General features: G+C 47.8%; 14 protein-coding genes. 6 read left to right on the top strand and 8 right to left on the bottom strand.

The annotated features are described in order from the left end of the window. The first annotated feature begins 541 nt into the window (after positions 1-541). Genes L985_RS12815 through L985_RS12830 form a run of 4 tightly spaced genes read left to right on the top strand, consistent with a single transcriptional unit; the run spans position 542 to position 3,321 of the window. Positions 542-781 (top strand): NifU N-terminal domain-containing protein, encoded by a 240-nt coding sequence (locus L985_RS12815; protein ID WP_023469118.1) that lies wholly within the window; start codon positions 542-544, stop codon positions 779-781. Between the two features lie 56 nt (positions 782-837). After that, positions 838-1,632, top strand: coding sequence for a glycosyltransferase family 2 protein (locus tag L985_RS12820; RefSeq protein ID WP_047393462.1), 795 nt, complete (start codon positions 838-840; stop codon positions 1,630-1,632). A 4-nt stretch (positions 1,633-1,636) separates the two neighbouring features. Further along, positions 1,637-2,134, top strand: coding sequence for an Lrp/AsnC family transcriptional regulator (locus L985_RS12825; protein WP_029342399.1), 498 nt, complete (start codon positions 1,637-1,639; stop codon positions 2,132-2,134). Then, positions 2,131-3,321 carry an aminotransferase gene (locus tag L985_RS12830; RefSeq protein ID WP_034786083.1) on the top strand — a complete coding sequence of 397 codons (1,191 nt, stop codon included), beginning with the start codon at positions 2,131-2,133 and terminating at the stop codon, positions 3,319-3,321. The genes L985_RS12825 and L985_RS12830 overlap by 4 nt, the downstream gene beginning before the upstream one ends. Positions 3,322-3,362: 41 nt before the next feature. Here the strand turns inward: L985_RS12830 and L985_RS12835 are convergent, their stop codons facing one another. Both L985_RS12835 and L985_RS12840 read right to left on the bottom strand, forming a co-directional pair. After that, complete coding sequence (locus L985_RS12835) at positions 3,363-4,250, bottom strand: MazG nucleotide pyrophosphohydrolase domain-containing protein (protein ID WP_235609833.1); 888 nt, start codon at positions 4,248-4,250, stop codon at positions 3,363-3,365. After that, positions 4,216-4,401: a hypothetical protein gene (locus L985_RS12840; protein WP_047393459.1), complete on the bottom strand. Its 186-nt coding sequence runs from the start codon at positions 4,399-4,401 to the stop codon at positions 4,216-4,218. Before L985_RS12840 ends, L985_RS12835 begins: the two co-directional genes overlap by 35 nt. Positions 4,402-4,494: 93 nt before the next feature. Here L985_RS12840 and ytvI point away from each other — a divergent pair, with 93 nt between their 5' ends. Continuing rightward, the gene (ytvI, locus tag L985_RS12845) at positions 4,495-5,619 is read left to right on the top strand and encodes a sporulation integral membrane protein YtvI (RefSeq protein ID WP_047393457.1); all 1,125 of its coding nucleotides are present in this window, start codon (positions 4,495-4,497) and stop codon (positions 5,617-5,619) included. Here the strand turns inward: ytvI and L985_RS12850 are convergent. The 3 genes from L985_RS12850 to L985_RS12855 are packed head-to-tail and all read right to left on the bottom strand — an operon-like array spanning position 5,599 to position 7,827. Continuing rightward, on the bottom strand, positions 5,599-6,267 hold the full coding sequence (locus L985_RS12850; protein ID WP_047393455.1) for a DUF429 domain-containing protein: 669 nt from the start codon (positions 6,265-6,267) through the stop codon (positions 5,599-5,601). The two genes, ytvI and L985_RS12850, sit on opposite strands and share 21 nt — an antisense overlap. Further along, entirely contained in the window at positions 6,248-6,418 is a 171-nt protein-coding gene (locus tag L985_RS16985; RefSeq protein WP_158513350.1) for a hypothetical protein, read from the bottom strand. The genes L985_RS12850 and L985_RS16985 overlap by 20 nt, the downstream gene beginning before the upstream one ends. After that, positions 6,415-7,827: a leucyl aminopeptidase gene (locus L985_RS12855; RefSeq protein WP_047393453.1), complete on the bottom strand. Its 1,413-nt coding sequence runs from the start codon at positions 7,825-7,827 to the stop codon at positions 6,415-6,417. Before L985_RS12855 ends, L985_RS16985 begins: the two co-directional genes overlap by 4 nt. Positions 7,828-8,180: 353 nt before the next feature. Here L985_RS12855 and ptsP point away from each other — a divergent pair, with 353 nt between their 5' ends. Then, positions 8,181-9,905 carry a phosphoenolpyruvate--protein phosphotransferase gene (ptsP, locus tag L985_RS12860; protein WP_047393452.1) on the top strand — a complete coding sequence of 575 codons (1,725 nt, stop codon included), beginning with the start codon at positions 8,181-8,183 and terminating at the stop codon, positions 9,903-9,905. Positions 9,906-10,014: 109 nt separating this feature from the next. On the opposite strand, the gene L985_RS12865 is transcribed toward ptsP, so the two are convergent. The 3 genes from L985_RS12865 to ptsG (L985_RS12875) form a co-directional block, all read right to left on the bottom strand. After that, complete coding sequence (locus tag L985_RS12865) at positions 10,015-11,532, bottom strand: MDR family MFS transporter (protein WP_047393450.1); 1,518 nt, start codon at positions 11,530-11,532, stop codon at positions 10,015-10,017. A 152-nt stretch (positions 11,533-11,684) separates the two neighbouring features. Next, complete coding sequence (ptsG, locus tag L985_RS12870; RefSeq protein WP_047393448.1) at positions 11,685-13,796, bottom strand: glucose-specific PTS transporter subunit IIBC; 2,112 nt, start codon at positions 13,794-13,796, stop codon at positions 11,685-11,687. Between the two features lie 129 nt (positions 13,797-13,925). Then, positions 13,926-15,449, bottom strand: a complete 1,524-nt coding sequence (gene ptsG, locus L985_RS12875) for a glucose-specific PTS transporter subunit IIBC (protein WP_029342409.1) — start codon at positions 15,447-15,449, stop codon at positions 13,926-13,928. Between the last annotated feature and the right edge of the window lie 88 nt (positions 15,450-15,537).

Here is a 15,537-nt window from a genome sequence, read left to right on the forward strand (position 1 = left end):
TGTTTTTATCACTATATATCCGGTCATGACGGTATTCAAACGTATTTCTCTATATATTGATCGTAACAAACTGCAATTCGCCTTTAAGATACAATATGTAGATTAAACGTAGTTTTTTTTTTATACAAACCTTGACTTTTTTAAAGAGATAGATGGTAGTAAACTTCCGTTTTATCCGTTCCCTCCATAGAGCGGTTTAACAACATATTAAAATAACATAAACCTAAGGTTTTTTTTATTTTCAAGTTCTTCAGAACCTATTATTAATAATAGATTTTTTTATGAATTTTAACTACCACAATAGAGTGAAATCTAAGGTGATTGCTTCGTTCAAATATTAAAACAAAGTTTCAAACAAGAATGTTCAGTCAACAAAATGTATTCTTGAGATATCTGCTATACTAAACTTATTGAAAGTTTATAATCAAGTTAGATTACTCAAGCAAATTACTTTATTATAAACTGTTAATTTTCAAACTAATAATACTGAAAGTGATACCTACCATCCAAACATGGATGTACGTTGAAAGGAGCTTACCTCATGCAAGTCGATTACACACCAAATCCGAATTCCGTCAAAATCACGCTCGAAGAACAGCGCTTCGGTGCTAAAAGTACGAGTGTCAAAAAAGAAGATACACCTGAAGATGCGTTGCTCGCATCATTGATCGCCCTCGATGGCATCGACAATCTGTTCGCTTACGGCGACTTCGTAACGGTTACGAAAGAACCAGAAGCAGAATGGAACGAACTGCTACCACGTATTGAAGCAAACATGTAAAAAACAAGAAGACACCTGTTCCTGGACAGGTGTCTTTGTTCAAGGAGCGATCACTGATGCCAACCGTATCCATCATCATTCCGACGTACAATCGTCCTCGTGAATTAGCAGAAGCGCTAGAAGCGTTGACACGTCAACACTATCAAGACTTCGAAGTCATCGTCTTAAATAATAATGGAGACGATGTCTCAGCAGTGACGACTGCATATCAGGACCGTCTTCAACTGACCTATGTCGAGTTACCTGAAAACCATCATGTTCGTGCTCGAAATCATGGTGTCACGCTCGCTTCCGGTCGGTATATCTTACTTCATGATGACGATGACCTCTTATTACCGAGTCACCTCGAAGAAGCGGTCGGCGATCTCGAAGCTGGTGCCGATCTCACCTATACAGACGCGGAACTCTTTACGTACCGCTGGGAAGAGGATCACCGGATTGCAATCGATTCTGAGCCATTCGCGTATCCGTACGATTCAGAGACGATTCGAGAAGACTCGACGTATATTCCGTCCGGGTCACTCTACCGTAAATCGCTCCACGATCAACTCGGTCCGTTTGACGAGGACGTCTTCAACTACTGGGACTGGGACTGGATCTTACGCGTCGGCAAGGATCATTTAATACTGCACCCGGCGCGCGCGACCGTCCTATATGCTTTCAATCCGTCGGGTAATCATGAATCCGCGCGTCAGGATGCGGCGCGACGCGTCTTTTTTGAACGCCTCGTTGAAAAACACCAACTTCCGACAACTGAAATGAAGAACTTTCATATCGTCCAGGCTGAGCGACGCGCACGATTGCGCCAGACCCGCCGTACCTTCAATGGTCAATTGACAGAAAGTGAGTGATCCCATGTACACCGAAAAACAACTCGAATTATTAGCATTATTAACACAAAATGGTCCGATGGACGTGGACTTGCTTGCGCAAATGCTCGACTGGGAAGCGGCAGAAGTAGCAGCTTCCATCGAGACATTCAAACGCGACGGTGTCCTACTTGGTTACACCGCTGTCATCGACTGGCAAAAGATTCATGCCCACCATGGCGTGACAGCTTTCATCGATGTCAAAGTCACACCGAAACGTGGACGCGGTTTTGACGAGGTAGCGGAGCGGATTCATCGTTTCCCGGAAGTGACGTCCCTTTATCTGATGTCGGGCGCATATGACTTACAAGTCGTACTTGATGGCAAATCGCTACAAGAAGTCTCTCAATTCGTCTCGGAAAAATTATCGACGCTCGACTCCGTCATCTCGACGACGACCCATTTCCGCTTGAAGACCTACAAGCACGATGGTGTTCTCTTCAGTCAGGATGATGACGACAAACGATTGAAGGTGTCTCCATGAAGTCTCTATCTGAACGTGTCGAACAGCTAGCCCCATCCGGCATCCGTCGTTTCTTTGATTTAGCAGGATCGATGGAGGACGTCATCTCCCTTGGTGTCGGCGAACCTGATTTCGTCACGCCATGGAATGTTCGCGAAGCGAGCTTCGCAGCACTCGAGCAAGGCTATACAGCGTATAGTGCGAACGCCGGTTTACTCGAGTTACGTCAGGAAATCGCACTCTATATGCAAGAAAAGTTCGCCATCTCCTATTCGACGACGGAAGAAATCATCGTCACGACCGGAGCTTCAGAAGGACTCGACCTTGCGTTTCGTAGTTTGATCAATCCAGGAGATGAAGTCATCGTCGTTGAACCGGCGTTCGTCTCGTATGCCCCTTTAATTGAACTCGCTGGAGGCATTCCTGTCGCCGCTGCGTGTCATGCAGAAGATGGTTTTGCGATTCAACCGGAAACGATCGAGCAATTGCTAACGGACAAGACGAAAGCGATCATTTTCTGTTTCCCATCGAATCCGACGGGCTCGACAATGACACGCGATCAACTCGCCGATCTTGCACTACTCGTTCAAAAACATGATCTATACGTCATCAGTGACGAGATTTATGCCGAACTATCCTACGAAACGGAAGCAATCTGCTTTGCGACCCTTCCCGGAATGCGGGAGCGGACGATCATCATCAACGGTTTCTCGAAAGCCTTCGCGATGACAGGCTGGCGGCTCGGCTTCACTTGTGCACCACCTTCAATCACGCAATCGATGCTGAAGGTGCATCAATACGGGATGATGTGTGCCCCGACACTCGTTCAATTCGCGGGCATTGAAGCACTCCGTTCACGTCATAAGACGGTTCCTGACATGGTGACGAGTTATCGGCAACGCCGGAACTATTTCGTCAAGGCGTTAAACGATGCCGGTCTCCCGACACACTTACCCGGCGGTGCCTTCTATGCCTTCCCGTACATCGGTCATACTGGACTAACGAGTGAAGAGTTCGCGGAGCAATTGTTACTCGCTGAACGTGTCGCCGTCGTTCCAGGATCCGTCTTCGGAGCAAGTGGTGAGGGATATGTCCGAGCAAGTTACGCGAGTTCGATCGAACAACTCCAAGAAGCGATCGCACGGATTCAGCGCTTCATGAAAAAATGGCAGACTCAAGATGAGGCAACATCGTCTCATTCACATTAAAAAATGATCCGCCTTGCTCCGAAAAGCAGGCGGATCATTTTTTAATCGATATAGAGAACAAGGAACATCCGATGGTCGTCTTCCGCATGATACGGTGAGATTGGACCAAGTTGTGGTGCAAAGACTTCCAACCGATACGGTGAATTCTTGAAGTCAAGCGGTGTCCGCTCTTTGATCAAGCGTCCCATTTCGTCCGCTAGTTCTTTCACTTCAACTAAACTGCGCGAGCGTTCCATCGGTGCCTCGAAGACGAATGCCTCGATTCCTTCAGTCGGCGCACATCGGATGAAACGTCGGAGTGACGGTAATGCTGCTTCCATGTTGTCCTCTATCGTTTGGTTCTCCTCGTACACAGGGGCTCCCCAGAGGCGCACCTCACTTCCTGTCGCACTCCGGAAATGATCAATCGTCTCCTCCGTGATGGGATCACGCGTCAACGCGAAGCGTGTTTTATCCCGCTTCAGATTCTTCTCATTCGTCCGGTCGATTTCTGTCAGTAAATCAAGTTGAAGCGGTCGTGCTAGACGAAACAGTTCGCGTTGCAGACGTGCTAAGGAATTACCGATTGGAACAATCGTATCTTTCGCTTTCGGTGGCTTATCGCCTTCATATCCGTTCATGACACGTGCAACTTGCCCTGCCTCATGTACAAGTCGATAAAATGAACCATCCTGATCGTCGTTTGCCGTACCGAGTGTCTCATGCTGTGCTGCAAGATTCGTCACGTATTGATTCGCAAGACAGGTTGAGATCATCAAGACGTCGACAAGTTCCGAACGCAGGACTTCTACATCATTTTGTTCCAGTGCTTCGCCGACTTCTCCGATTTCCTCCGTCAGGCGTGCGAGACCCGATAACGGTCGAAAATAACCGCCGAGTGAGCGAATCGTCGCATCAACCTTTTGTTGCAGTGTCTTCATCTGTTCCATCAGTCTGACCCTCCACGATAGCCTGGCGTACGTGCGCTTCTGTCTCTTGTTTGACGCGTTGTGCATACGCCTGATTTTTCTTCCATTCCCGGATTCCGACAGATGTCGCAGCAATCAATGCAGCAAATAGTCCGATTTCTCTTTTACGCATCGAGATCTCCTCCTTTTGAATGACTCGTAATCTACCGAAACATGATATGATGATATCAATTAATTCTACATAATCCAGTAAGAGGTGTTGCTTGTGTCGACTGAACGTCTTTGGCAAATGGCCCGGTTCCTGACGGTGATCTTCGCCTTCTTAATTGGTGGATGGTTACTCATCCGCCTCTCGTCCATCTTGTATCCATTCGTCTTTGCGTTTCTACTTGCCCTTTTCAGCCGACCGCTCGTTGATTTCTTCCAAAAGCGGTTACGGATCAATCGCGGATGGGGTGCGTTGTTATCGATCATTTTGATCAGTGGCTTATTGGTTGGTTCGCTCGCCTTGATCATCATGCAGTTAATACGTGGTCTTGTGTTCGTCGCGAATCAATTACCGGCGCAAATCCAAGAATTGAGCCTGTATTTTCAAAAGCTGTACAACGAAAAACTGGCACCCATCTGGAACGATGCTTCTGAAGCCTTACGCTCACTGGAACCATCGCAACAAAATACGGTTCAAAACAGTATCCAATCGCTCGGTAGTTCACTTGCGAGTGCGATTGGCGAAGGATCAAAAAGTATCGCCATGATGTTGCAGACGATCCTTGCGACATTACCATCGATTGCATTGATTTTCGTCATCGTCTTACTTGCCTGGTTTTTCATCGCAAAAGATTGGCACCGGTACGAGATGCGATTGAAACGTTATGAGATGCTTCCCTGGTTCGCTCGTTTCGAGTCGGTCTTCCTGAGCTTACGGTCCGCCTTATTCGGCTATCTCAAAGCACAGCTCACCTTGATCACAATCACGTTCTTCATCGTCTTGATCGGTTTGTTCATCATTGGTGTCGAGCATCCGTTTGCAATTGCTTTTATTGCTGCCTTTTTTGATATTTTACCGTATCTCGGTACCGGTTCCGTCTTCCTGCCTTGGATCACCTACTCGATCATCACGGGCGATACGACTCTTGCAATCGGACTTGGTATTTTGTACGCCCTCGTCATTCTTCAACGTAACATCATGGAACCAAAGATTGTCGGCGATAATATCGGCATTCAACCGATTACAGCATTGATTGCACTGTTCGTCGGAATTCAATTTTTCGGTGTCTTCGGGTTAATTCTCGGACCATTGATCGCGGTCATCTTAAAAGCACTCTACAATGCACAGATTTTCCATTACATTTGGGACTTCGTTAAAGGATCACCCACACCATTTCGGTGAGGGTGATTTTTTCGGTAGAGCTGCATATAACGGATACCCTTCCGGATCCACCGGTCGACTGGCTGGCAGGTAATCGCACGGAAAACGGGCACCGGTCGCAAGCAGACAAGCGTCGAGCCAATCATCGATCGCAACATGCGACTGACGCTGTTCCCATAACGGCGGACAATCAAAGCGCTCCAGCAATTCGATTCGTTCCGCAATGCCTTCGGTCGTTTTCTTTGAAAAGCGTGCCGGATGACCGGCGAGTCGCGCGAAACAGACTTCTGGATGGGCTTCAATCATCTCCGTTCGATATACCTGACGAACTTCTTTGATTTTCGGTAAGAGATACCATGCTTGTTTTGAAAGCCCGATCCCCGCATGTTGTTTCGCTAAATCATTTGCTTCCATATACGTTGAAGCTGTCAACGCACTGAGAAACGGTGCATTAAAGACACTACTCGTCCGCCCAGGGCGTAATTCCTGTCGTAACAACTGATCCGTTTCGCGTCGTCCTTCCGTTAAACCAATCGGCATATCGATCCAAATCCGGTCGGCGATCGGAATCTGTGCAAGCGTCGGTTCGACAAATCCCCTATAACGATCGTTTTCGTACATAACGACGACCCACCCCGCCTTTGCCGCATCAATTCCGATGACGTGCATTCGTCTTCTCCCGGAAAGAACGCAGTAGTGATAAGACGGTGAAGATACCGATGAACGTCGCGAGACCGAGCGATAGACGATCGCGCGCATCCAAGTACCAGACGACGGCAAGAATCGTCAACAAGACACCGAGTAAATTCCAGCGTCTCATTTTTCTTGCTCGACGAATCGATACAGACTACGAACCATGACACCCGTTGCTCCTTTTGGACCAATCTCAGACGCTTGATTCTGTTCCGATGTTCCCGCGATATCGAGGTGCAACCATGGTGTGTCACCAACGAATTCACCGACAAACGCACCACCGAAGATCATATGTCCCATGCGTCCTGGTGAGTTGTTCAAGTCTGCGACTTCCGAACGGCGGACTTGTTTAATGAAGGCATCGACATACGGCATTTGCCAGACCATCTCATTCGTCTCTTTCGTCACCTGTTCAAAACGTTCGTAAAGTGACGCATCATTCGTCAACGCACCTGTGATTTCTGTTCCAAGGGCAACAAGGACACCACCTGTCAAAGTCGCAAGATCAATGATCGCTTTTGGCTGATACTCTTTGACGTACGTGACCGCATCTGCGAGGACAAGCCGTCCTTCCGCATCCGTGTTCAAGACCTCAATCGTTTTTCCTGCCATCGATGTGATGACGTCGTCCGGCTTGAAGGCATCCCCGGAAATCATGTTGTCTGTTGCTGGAATGACACCGATGACGTGAACATCTGGCTTCAGCTGACCGAGTGCTTCGAACAGACCGAGAACCGCTGCTGCTCCCCCCATGTCGCCCTTCATTCCGACGATTCCGTCTTTCGGTTTGATGGAATAACCACCTGTATCGAATGTGACGCCTTTTCCGACGACCGCGATTGGTGCTTCTGCTGAACCTTTATATTCAAGGACGATCAATTTCGGTGGAATGACGGATCCTTGGTTGACCGCAAGCAAGGCGCCCATCCCGAGTGCTTCCATCTCTTCCTTATCGATGATCCGGAGATCATGCCCATGACGCTCCGCGATGAAACGGGCTTCGTCCGCAAGCGCTGGCGCTGTCAAGAGATTCCCTGGCATCGTTACGAGACGACGCGCTAAGTTCGTCGCTTCAGCCAAGACTGTCCCGCGGCGTACTGCTTCTTCCTCTTCAGGTAAGACCGTCAGTTGTAACGTATATGCTTTAGAAGGCGACGTCTTATAATGCTTGACCTCATATGTAGCGAGGGTAAATGTCTCGGCAATCAGTTCGACCGGTTGTCCTGGGAATGTCGTCGCATCAACTGTGACATGTTCTAAGCGACGTGCTTTAACATGTTGTGCTGCTTTTCCGAGTAAGCGACGCAAATCATCTTGCGAAAGCTGATCGACTTTCCCGAGGCCGATGAACAAGACACGTGCCATGTCTCCCGATAATGTCGGCAACAGTCGGAGTTCTCCGCGTTTCGTTGAGATATCACCTTGACGGACCCACTCTTCTAATTTGTCACCATACAGTGCCTGTAACCGTTCATCGAGCGGTTGATTTCCTGAAATCCCGACAACGAGTACATCTACGGATTGATTCGTTTGCATATAAAACTCCCCCTTTGACTAGTATCTATTAGTATGAAGTGTTTTCAGTCATTTTCCAACTGATAGCCTCTCGACCGACCGCAAACGCTTTCACTACTTCTGTTCGACAATTTGTCGAAATGCTTGGTTTCAAACAATTGTTGCCCGTTTCACAATATGATAGGATTAAACGGGTGAAATGTTGAGACACTTCAAGAAACGATGCGTTTGCTGTTCCGAGAAATGTCTACGTTTTCATTCAAGGGAGAGTGCGCAGAAGGCTCGTTAAGAGAGAGGCGTTTATGGGTATCTATAGATAGCTAAGAAACGAAGTCGTCGCGTTAAAAAAACTTACTGAAAAGAGGGTAATACACATGGCACAACATATCAAGGGAATTGGCGCTTCTGCAGGGATCGCGATTGCAAAAGCATTCGTGATGGAAACACCGGTCTTTGAGATTCCATCGCACAAAATCGAGGATGCAGCTGCGGAAAAAGAACGTTTCCAAGCAGCGATCGCAAAATCGAAGACGGAACTCGAAGTCATTCGTGAAAATACCTTACAAGAATTAGGTCCAGATAAAGCGGAGATCTTCTCGGCTCACCTTCTCATCTTAGAAGATCCGGAAATCGTCAGTCAGGTGAACGCAAAAATCGAGGATGAGCAAGCAAATGCTGCAAAAGCACTCGATGAAGTCGCAAACATGATGGTCATGATTTTCGAATCAATGGATAACGAATACATGCGCGAACGTGCAGCAGACGTTCGTGACGTCACGAAACGGACGATGGCTCACCTTCTCGGTATCACGTTCGTCACTCCAGCTCAAATCAACGAAGAAGTCATCATCATCGCAGAAGACTTGACTCCTTCAGATACAGCTCAATTGAACCGTAAATATGCTAAAGGTTTCGCAACGAACATTGGTGGCCGGACATCGCACTCTGCCATCATGTCACGTTCACTCGAAATCCCAGCAGTCGTCGGAACAAAAGTTGTTTTAACGGACGTTAAACACGGCGACCTTCTCATCCTTGATGGTGCTGAAGGTGACGTCATCGTCAACCCAAGCGAAGAGCAAGTAGCTGAGTATGAAGCAAAACGCGCAGCATACATCGCACAAAAAGAAGAGTGGAAAAAACTCAAGAACGAAAAAACAATGACGGCTGACGGTCATCACGTCGAGCTCGCTGCAAACATCGGTACACCAAACGATGTCAAAGGCGTTCTTGAGAACGGTGCAGAAGCAGTCGGTCTCTACCGTACGGAATTCCTCTACATGGATGCAGAGACATTCCCAACGGAAGACGAGCAATTCACAGCTTACAAAACAGTTCTCGAATCAATGGGCGATAAAAAAGTCGTCATCCGGACACTCGATATCGGTGGCGATAAAGAATTGTCGTACCTTGATCTCCCACACGAGATGAACCCGTTCCTCGGTTACCGTGCGATCCGTCTCTGTCTCGATCAAACAGACTTGTTCCGTACGCAATTACGCGCACTTCTTCGTGCGAGCGCATACGGTAAACTTGCTGTCATGTTCCCGATGATCGCAACGATCGAAGAGTTCCGTGCTGCAAAAGCACTTCTCCTTGAAGAAAAAGCAAACCTCCAAGCTGAAGGCGTCACTGTATCGGAAGACATCGAAGTCGGTATGATGGTCGAAATCCCAGCAACAGCGGTCATGGCTCGTCAGTTCGCAAAAGAAGTCGATTTCTTCTCAGTCGGAACGAACGATTTGATTCAATACACGATGGCAGCAGACCGGATGAACGAAAAAGTATCATACCTGTACCAACCGTTCAACCCAGCGATCTTGAACCTTTTGAACAACGTCATCACTGAAGCACACAAAGCAGGCAAATGGGTCGGCATGTGTGGTGAGATGGCAGGAGAAGAATTGGCACTCCCGATCCTTCTTGGTCTTGGTCTTGATGAGTTCTCGATGTCAGCATCATCTGTCCTTCGCGCACGCAGCTTGATGACACGCCTCAACAAATCAGAGTGTGAAGCAATCGTCGAGCAAGTACTCGATATGGATACGGCAGAAGAAGTCGTTGACTTCCTCAGCACGACATTCGACATCAAAAAATAAGTTTTGTCAGACGAATCTGGAGTAATCCAGGTTCGTCTTTTTTTTGTCCTGTTAAACAAAAAAACAACGCCTCTTTCTAATAAGAAAGAAGACGTTGTTAAAACGGTGGTTATTGAGCTTGTTTCTTCTTCGCTGGCGTTGCTTGTTCCGATAAAATCGGACGCTCGTTCCCCATCAAGAAGATAAAGATGACACCAAGCACTGCTGGAATCAGTGCCCAGAAATAGACGGTTGAGATCGATTCTGCAAGCGACGTCTTGATTGCTGTCGCGACTTCTGGTGGCATCTTCGCAAACGCATCAGCCGTTGGGAACTGCCCACCCGACGGCGCTCCGCCTTGAGGTAACCGATCGGAGACAGCCGATATGAACGTCCGCGATTGGATGATTCCGAGGACTGTGACACCAAGCGTCATCCCGATTGTCCGGAATGTCGAGCCCATCGAGGTCGCTGCGCCACGACGTTGCATCTCGATGCCATTGATACTCGCTAGATTCAACAGAGAGAAACTGAATCCAACACCGAAGCCGAGAATGATCATATAAATCGTTACCGCTGTCCGCGATGTCTCAAGCGTCATCGTACTGAGGAGATAGACACCGAGTAAGAAAAAGACAGCCGAGACGATCATGATGTTGCGGAAACCGAACTTATTCGGCAATTGCCCGCCGAGCTGTGCCGAGACGACTGATGCAATCAGCATCGGCATCAGGATTAGACCAGAATTCGTCGCACTGCCACCAAAGACACCTTGCACGAAGATTGGAATGAATACACTGGCCGAGATAAAGACGAATCCGTAAAAGAACGCCACGCCTTGTGTTGCCGCAAATAAGCGACGGCGGAATAGACTGAACGTAATGACGGGATCTGCAGCACGACGTTCTGCAAACGCAAAAGCAACGAACGCGACGAGTGCTGCTCCGAACAGACCAAGAATTTGTGGTGAAGACCACGCATACTCTTTTCCACCCATTTCGAGCGCGAGTAAGAATAATACCAATCCGGCGACAAGCGTAAAGGCACCGACGTAGTCGATTTTCTGTGTCCGGTGCACCGGTGATTCCTGATAGAAGACCGTTACGAGACCAAGGGCAATCAAGCCGAGTGGGATATTGATATAGAATACCCAGCGCCAATCAAGGGAGTCCGTCAATACGGCACCAAGCAACGGACCGAAGATACTCGAGATTCCGAAGACTGCTCCGAACAAGCCACTGACCTTCCCCCGTTTTTCCGGTGGGAAGATATCAAAGATGATCGTAAAAGCAATCGGCATCAACGCCCCTCCACCGAGCCCTTGCAAGGCACGATACGCAGACAATTCAATGATAGAATCCGCCATCCCACACAAGATACTCCCTACCATGAAGAGAAGCATCCCAAAGAGGAAGAAGCGTTTTCTTCCATACATATCACTCAGTTTACCGAAGATCGGCATTCCGGCAACGGTTGCAATCATGTAAGCAGATGTGACCCATGCGTACTGATCAAAACCATTCAGTTCGCTGACGATCGTTGGCATCGCTGTCGCAACGATCGTGTTATCCATTGCTGCGACTAAAATCCCAATCAATAATCCGATGACGACAGGTGTCGTATTCGTTTTTGTTGTAGTCGAAGACATCGACTCACCTCATTTCTAAAAAAATTAGCTAACTCTTATAATAGCTAACTCATTGTATCATCATATGTGCAAAATCTCATTATCAAATGTGCTCTACGATCGTTTCACACAAAAAAGACGGATCGCCTATGACGATCCGTCGCTTTTCTTCTTTACTCTACACGATACGAAATTGCTTCTCCGGCTTCGACCGTCCGTCCGACATCAACATCAACTTTTCGATCCCCACTATTCGTGACGATGATTGGTGTCAGTAATGATGGTACGAGTGGTCGTACTTGTTCAAGATCCACATTGAGGAGTGGTGTCCCCGGTTCGACACGATCGCCGGCTTTCGCCAACGCCTCGAACCCTTTTCCTTCGAGTGACACCGTATCAATACCGATGTGAATCAAGATCTCATCTCCATTATCCGCAAGAATACCGATCGCGTGTTTCGTCGGGAAGAACGTCGTGATCTCACCAGAGACTGGAGAGACGACATATCCTTCCGTTGGTTCGATTGCATATCCGTCACCCATCATGCGACCGGAGAACACTTGGTCCGGTACATCATCGAGAGAACAAATGATACCGCTTAATGGTGCGACATATCCATCTTCAGGCACGTAAGCCCCACCACGATCCCCAGCGAGTGGACCGGCATCTGCTGTACCAGCTCCAGAAGTCCGTGCTTCGTCTCCCGTTGGTACTTGTGGAATTGGATCGGCTTCTGGTGTCTCTTTCGGTTTATAATTTGGATCTTTCATGATATCTGCCATTTCGGTCTTGATTCCATCGGATTTCGGTCCAAAGATGGCCTGGACGTTATCTCCGACTTCAAGAACACCGGCAGCACCGAGCTCTTTCAAACGATCCTTGTTGACACCTGATTTATCATTAACCGTAATCCGTAAACGCGTGATACAAGCATCTAAATGTTTAATGTTTGATGGACCACCGAATGCTTGTAGAATTTCATACGGTAGATCGCCTGCTTTTGCCGTTGAGGTAGCGGCACCCTCTTTAATCGCTTCGCGTCCTGGAATCTTCAAATCAAACTTCGTAATGACGAAGCGGAATCCGAAGTAATAGATGACGGCGAAGACAAGACCGACTGGAATGACGAGCCACCACGAGGTTCGGTTCGGTAGAATCCCGAATAACGTGTAGTCAATCAATCCACCGGAGAACGTCATCCCGATCTTGACGTTCAGTAGATCCATGATCATGAATGAAAGACCTGCAAAGACAGCGTGAACGGCAAACAAGAGTGGTGCGACGAATACGAAGGAGAACTCGACTGGCTCCGTGATACCAGTCAGGAAAGAAGTCAACGCCGCTGAGAAGTAGAGACCTTCGACGGCTTTACGACGATCTTTTGCGACCGTATGGTACATCGCAAGACAGGCTGCTGGCAGACCGAACATCATGAATGGGTATTTCCCGGTCATATATGTCCCTGCCGTGAATGGTACACCGTCCTTCAACTGTGCAAAGAAGATCCGCTGATCCCCATTAATGATCGTTCCTGCTTTATCCGTATATTCCCCGAACTGGAACCAGAAGCTTGAGTACCAGATATGGTGAAGACCAAACGGAATCAACGAACGTTCGACGAGTCCAAAGATAAAGGCAGACAACGGTTCGTTCGCTTCGATAATTGTTTTCGAGAATGTGTTGATTCCACTGCCGATCGGTGGCCAAATATACGATAAGGCAAACCCGGCGACAAGACTGAATAAGGCAGTTGCAATTGGAACAAAACGTTTCCCTGCGAAGAATCCGAGGAAATCAGGCAGTTTGATTTTAAAGAATTTATTATAACTGTACGCTGCTATCAAACCGGCAATGATCCCTCCGAATACCCCCATTTGCAAGGTCGGTATCCCGAGGACCGTCGCATACGACAAGTCACTCGCCTTCTGTGCTTCCGTGATTTTTTCTGGTGTGATCTGTAAGAACGAACTGATGACCTTGTTCATGATCAAGAAACCGACGATCGCTGCTAGACCGGCAACTCCTTCCCCATTCGCAAGACCAATCGCGACCCCGACGGCAAACAGTAATCCGAGGTTCGCAAAGATGATATCACCCGCATCCTGCATGACTCGCCAGATGACGACTAGCGAATCGTTCTCGAGGAACGGTAAATATTGCGTCAAGTTCGGGTTTTGAAACGCTGTCCCGAACGCGAGCAATAACCCCGCTGCCGGTAAAATCGCTACCGGTAACATCAGGGCCTTACCGATCCGCTGTAAGACACCAAACACGTTTTTCCACATGCGTATATTCCCTCCTTTTTTTAAACAAACTACTTAATTCATACCCTAAAATATTCTAGCGCAAAACGATTCTAAAAGATTTTTCCAAAAAAAATGAGCCCTTCCGCAGAAGGACTCACTTTAAAAACATCAGACTGTTTTTTCTTGTTTACGTGATGCGATGACGGCTTGAATTTCAGACTTGATGTTGTCTGATTTCGGTCCGTAGATCGCTTGAACGTTGTTACCAACTTCAAGGACACCAGCAGCACCTAATTTTTTCAACTCATCTTTGTTGACTTTCGATTTGTCGAGAACTTCGACACGAAGACGTGTGATACATGCATCCAAGTGTTTGATGTTCGACTCTGAACCGAGTGCATCAAGGATACCTTCAGCGAGTTCAGAACCTTGAGCAGATGAAGTCTCTTGCGCTGCATCTTCACGACCTGGAGTTTTCAGGTTGAACTTGCGGATTGCGAAACGGAATCCAACATAGTAGATGACAGAGAGTGCAAGACCGACGACGATGACGAGCCACCACTGCGTGCGTCCTGGAAGAACACCGAAGAGAAGGAAGTCAATCAAACCACCAGAGAATGTCATACCGATCTTAACGTTCAACAATTGCATCGTCATGAACGAGAGACCTGCGAAGACTGCGTGAACTGCGAACAAGATTGGAGCAACGAACAAGAACGCGAATTCGATTGGCTCTGTGATACCTGTCAAGAATGCTGTAAGTGCTGCTGATCCAAGAAGACCACCAACGACTGCGCGGCGCTCAGGACGAGCTTCGTGGTACATAGCAAGAGCTGCCGCTGGAAGACCGAACATCATGAACGGGAATTTACCAGTCATGAACGTACCAGCAGTCAATTCAACGTTATCTTTCAATTGAGCGAAGAAGATCGCTTGGTCACCACGAACGACATCACCTGCTGCATTCGTGTACGAACCGAATTCGAACCAGAATGGTGCATAGAAGATGTGGTGAAGACCGAATGGAATCAACGAACGTTCGATGAGACCGAAGACGAATGCTGCGAGTGTTGGGTTTTTCTCCATCATGAAGTGGGAGAATGTGTTCAATCCGTCCTGAGCGAACGGCCAAACGAATACAAGTACAAGACCTGCGAACAATGAAACGACAGCAGTAACGATTGGAACGAAACGTTTACCAGCAAAGAATCCGAGGAACTGTGGCAATTCGAGATTATGGTACTTCCCATACGCCCAAGCTGCGATCAGACCGATGATGATACCACCGAATACCCCAGTTTGAAGTGTTGGGATACCGAGTACGTTTGCATACCCTTGACCGTTAGCAACCATTTCTGGTGTAACGCCGAGCCAAACGCTCATTGTTTTGTTCATGATCAAGAATCCGACGATTGCCGCAAGTCCGGCTGCGCCGTCCCCTGCAAGACCAATCGCGACACCGACCGCGAATAAGAGTGCTAAGTTACCGAAGATGATATCCCCGGCTGCTTCCATCAATTTTGCAACCTTGATGATTGCATCATTTTTCAAGAACTCGAGTTTTGACGTCAAGTTCGGATTTTGCATCGCGTTACCGAATCCGAGTAGGATACCGGCAGCTGGCAAAATCGCTACAGGAAGCATCAACGCTTTACCGACACGTTGAAGAACAGCAAAAATCTGTTTGAACATGTGTGTTTCCTCCTTTTCCTGTTAAGAGCGAAGTATGATGAATAATTCCAATGATTGAGACGAAAAAAGTCAGACATCTGACCGTTTT

It is taken from the genome of Exiguobacterium sp. ZWU0009 (assembly GCF_000798935.2).
GTDB classification, from domain to species: domain Bacteria; phylum Bacillota; class Bacilli; order Exiguobacteriales; family Exiguobacteriaceae; genus Exiguobacterium_A; species Exiguobacterium_A acetylicum.

Bases quoted from the DNA above. Each gene is read 5' to 3' on its own strand.
- L985_RS12815 (WP_023469118.1), top strand. From the start codon at position 542: ATGCAAGTCGATTACACACCAAATCCGAATTCCGTCAAAATCACGCTC.
- ptsP (WP_047393452.1), top strand. From the start codon at position 8,181: ATGGCACAACATATCAAGGGAATTGGCGCTTCTGCAGGGATCGCGATT.
- L985_RS12855 (WP_047393453.1), bottom strand. From the start codon at position 7,827: ATGCAAACGAATCAATCCGTAGATGTACTCGTTGTCGGGATTTCAGGA.
- L985_RS12865 (WP_047393450.1), bottom strand. From the start codon at position 11,532: ATGTCTTCGACTACAACAAAAACGAATACGACACCTGTCGTCATCGGA.
- L985_RS12840 (WP_047393459.1), bottom strand. From the start codon at position 4,401: ATGCGTAAAAGAGAAATCGGACTATTTGCTGCATTGATTGCTGCGACA.
- ptsG (WP_047393448.1), bottom strand. From the start codon at position 13,796: ATGTGGAAAAACGTGTTTGGTGTCTTACAGCGGATCGGTAAGGCCCTG.
- L985_RS12820 (WP_047393462.1), top strand. From the start codon at position 838: ATGCCAACCGTATCCATCATCATTCCGACGTACAATCGTCCTCGTGAA.
- L985_RS12830 (WP_034786083.1), top strand. From the start codon at position 2,131: ATGAAGTCTCTATCTGAACGTGTCGAACAGCTAGCCCCATCCGGCATC.
- L985_RS12835 (WP_235609833.1), bottom strand. From the start codon at position 4,250: ATGGAACAGATGAAGACACTGCAACAAAAGGTTGATGCGACGATTCGC.
- ptsG (WP_029342409.1), bottom strand. From the start codon at position 15,449: ATGTTCAAACAGATTTTTGCTGTTCTTCAACGTGTCGGTAAAGCGTTG.
- L985_RS12825 (WP_029342399.1), top strand. From the start codon at position 1,637: ATGTACACCGAAAAACAACTCGAATTATTAGCATTATTAACACAAAAT.
- L985_RS12850 (WP_047393455.1), bottom strand. From the start codon at position 6,267: ATGCACGTCATCGGAATTGATGCGGCAAAGGCGGGGTGGGTCGTCGTT.
- L985_RS16985 (WP_158513350.1), bottom strand. From the start codon at position 6,418: ATGAGACGCTGGAATTTACTCGGTGTCTTGTTGACGATTCTTGCCGTC.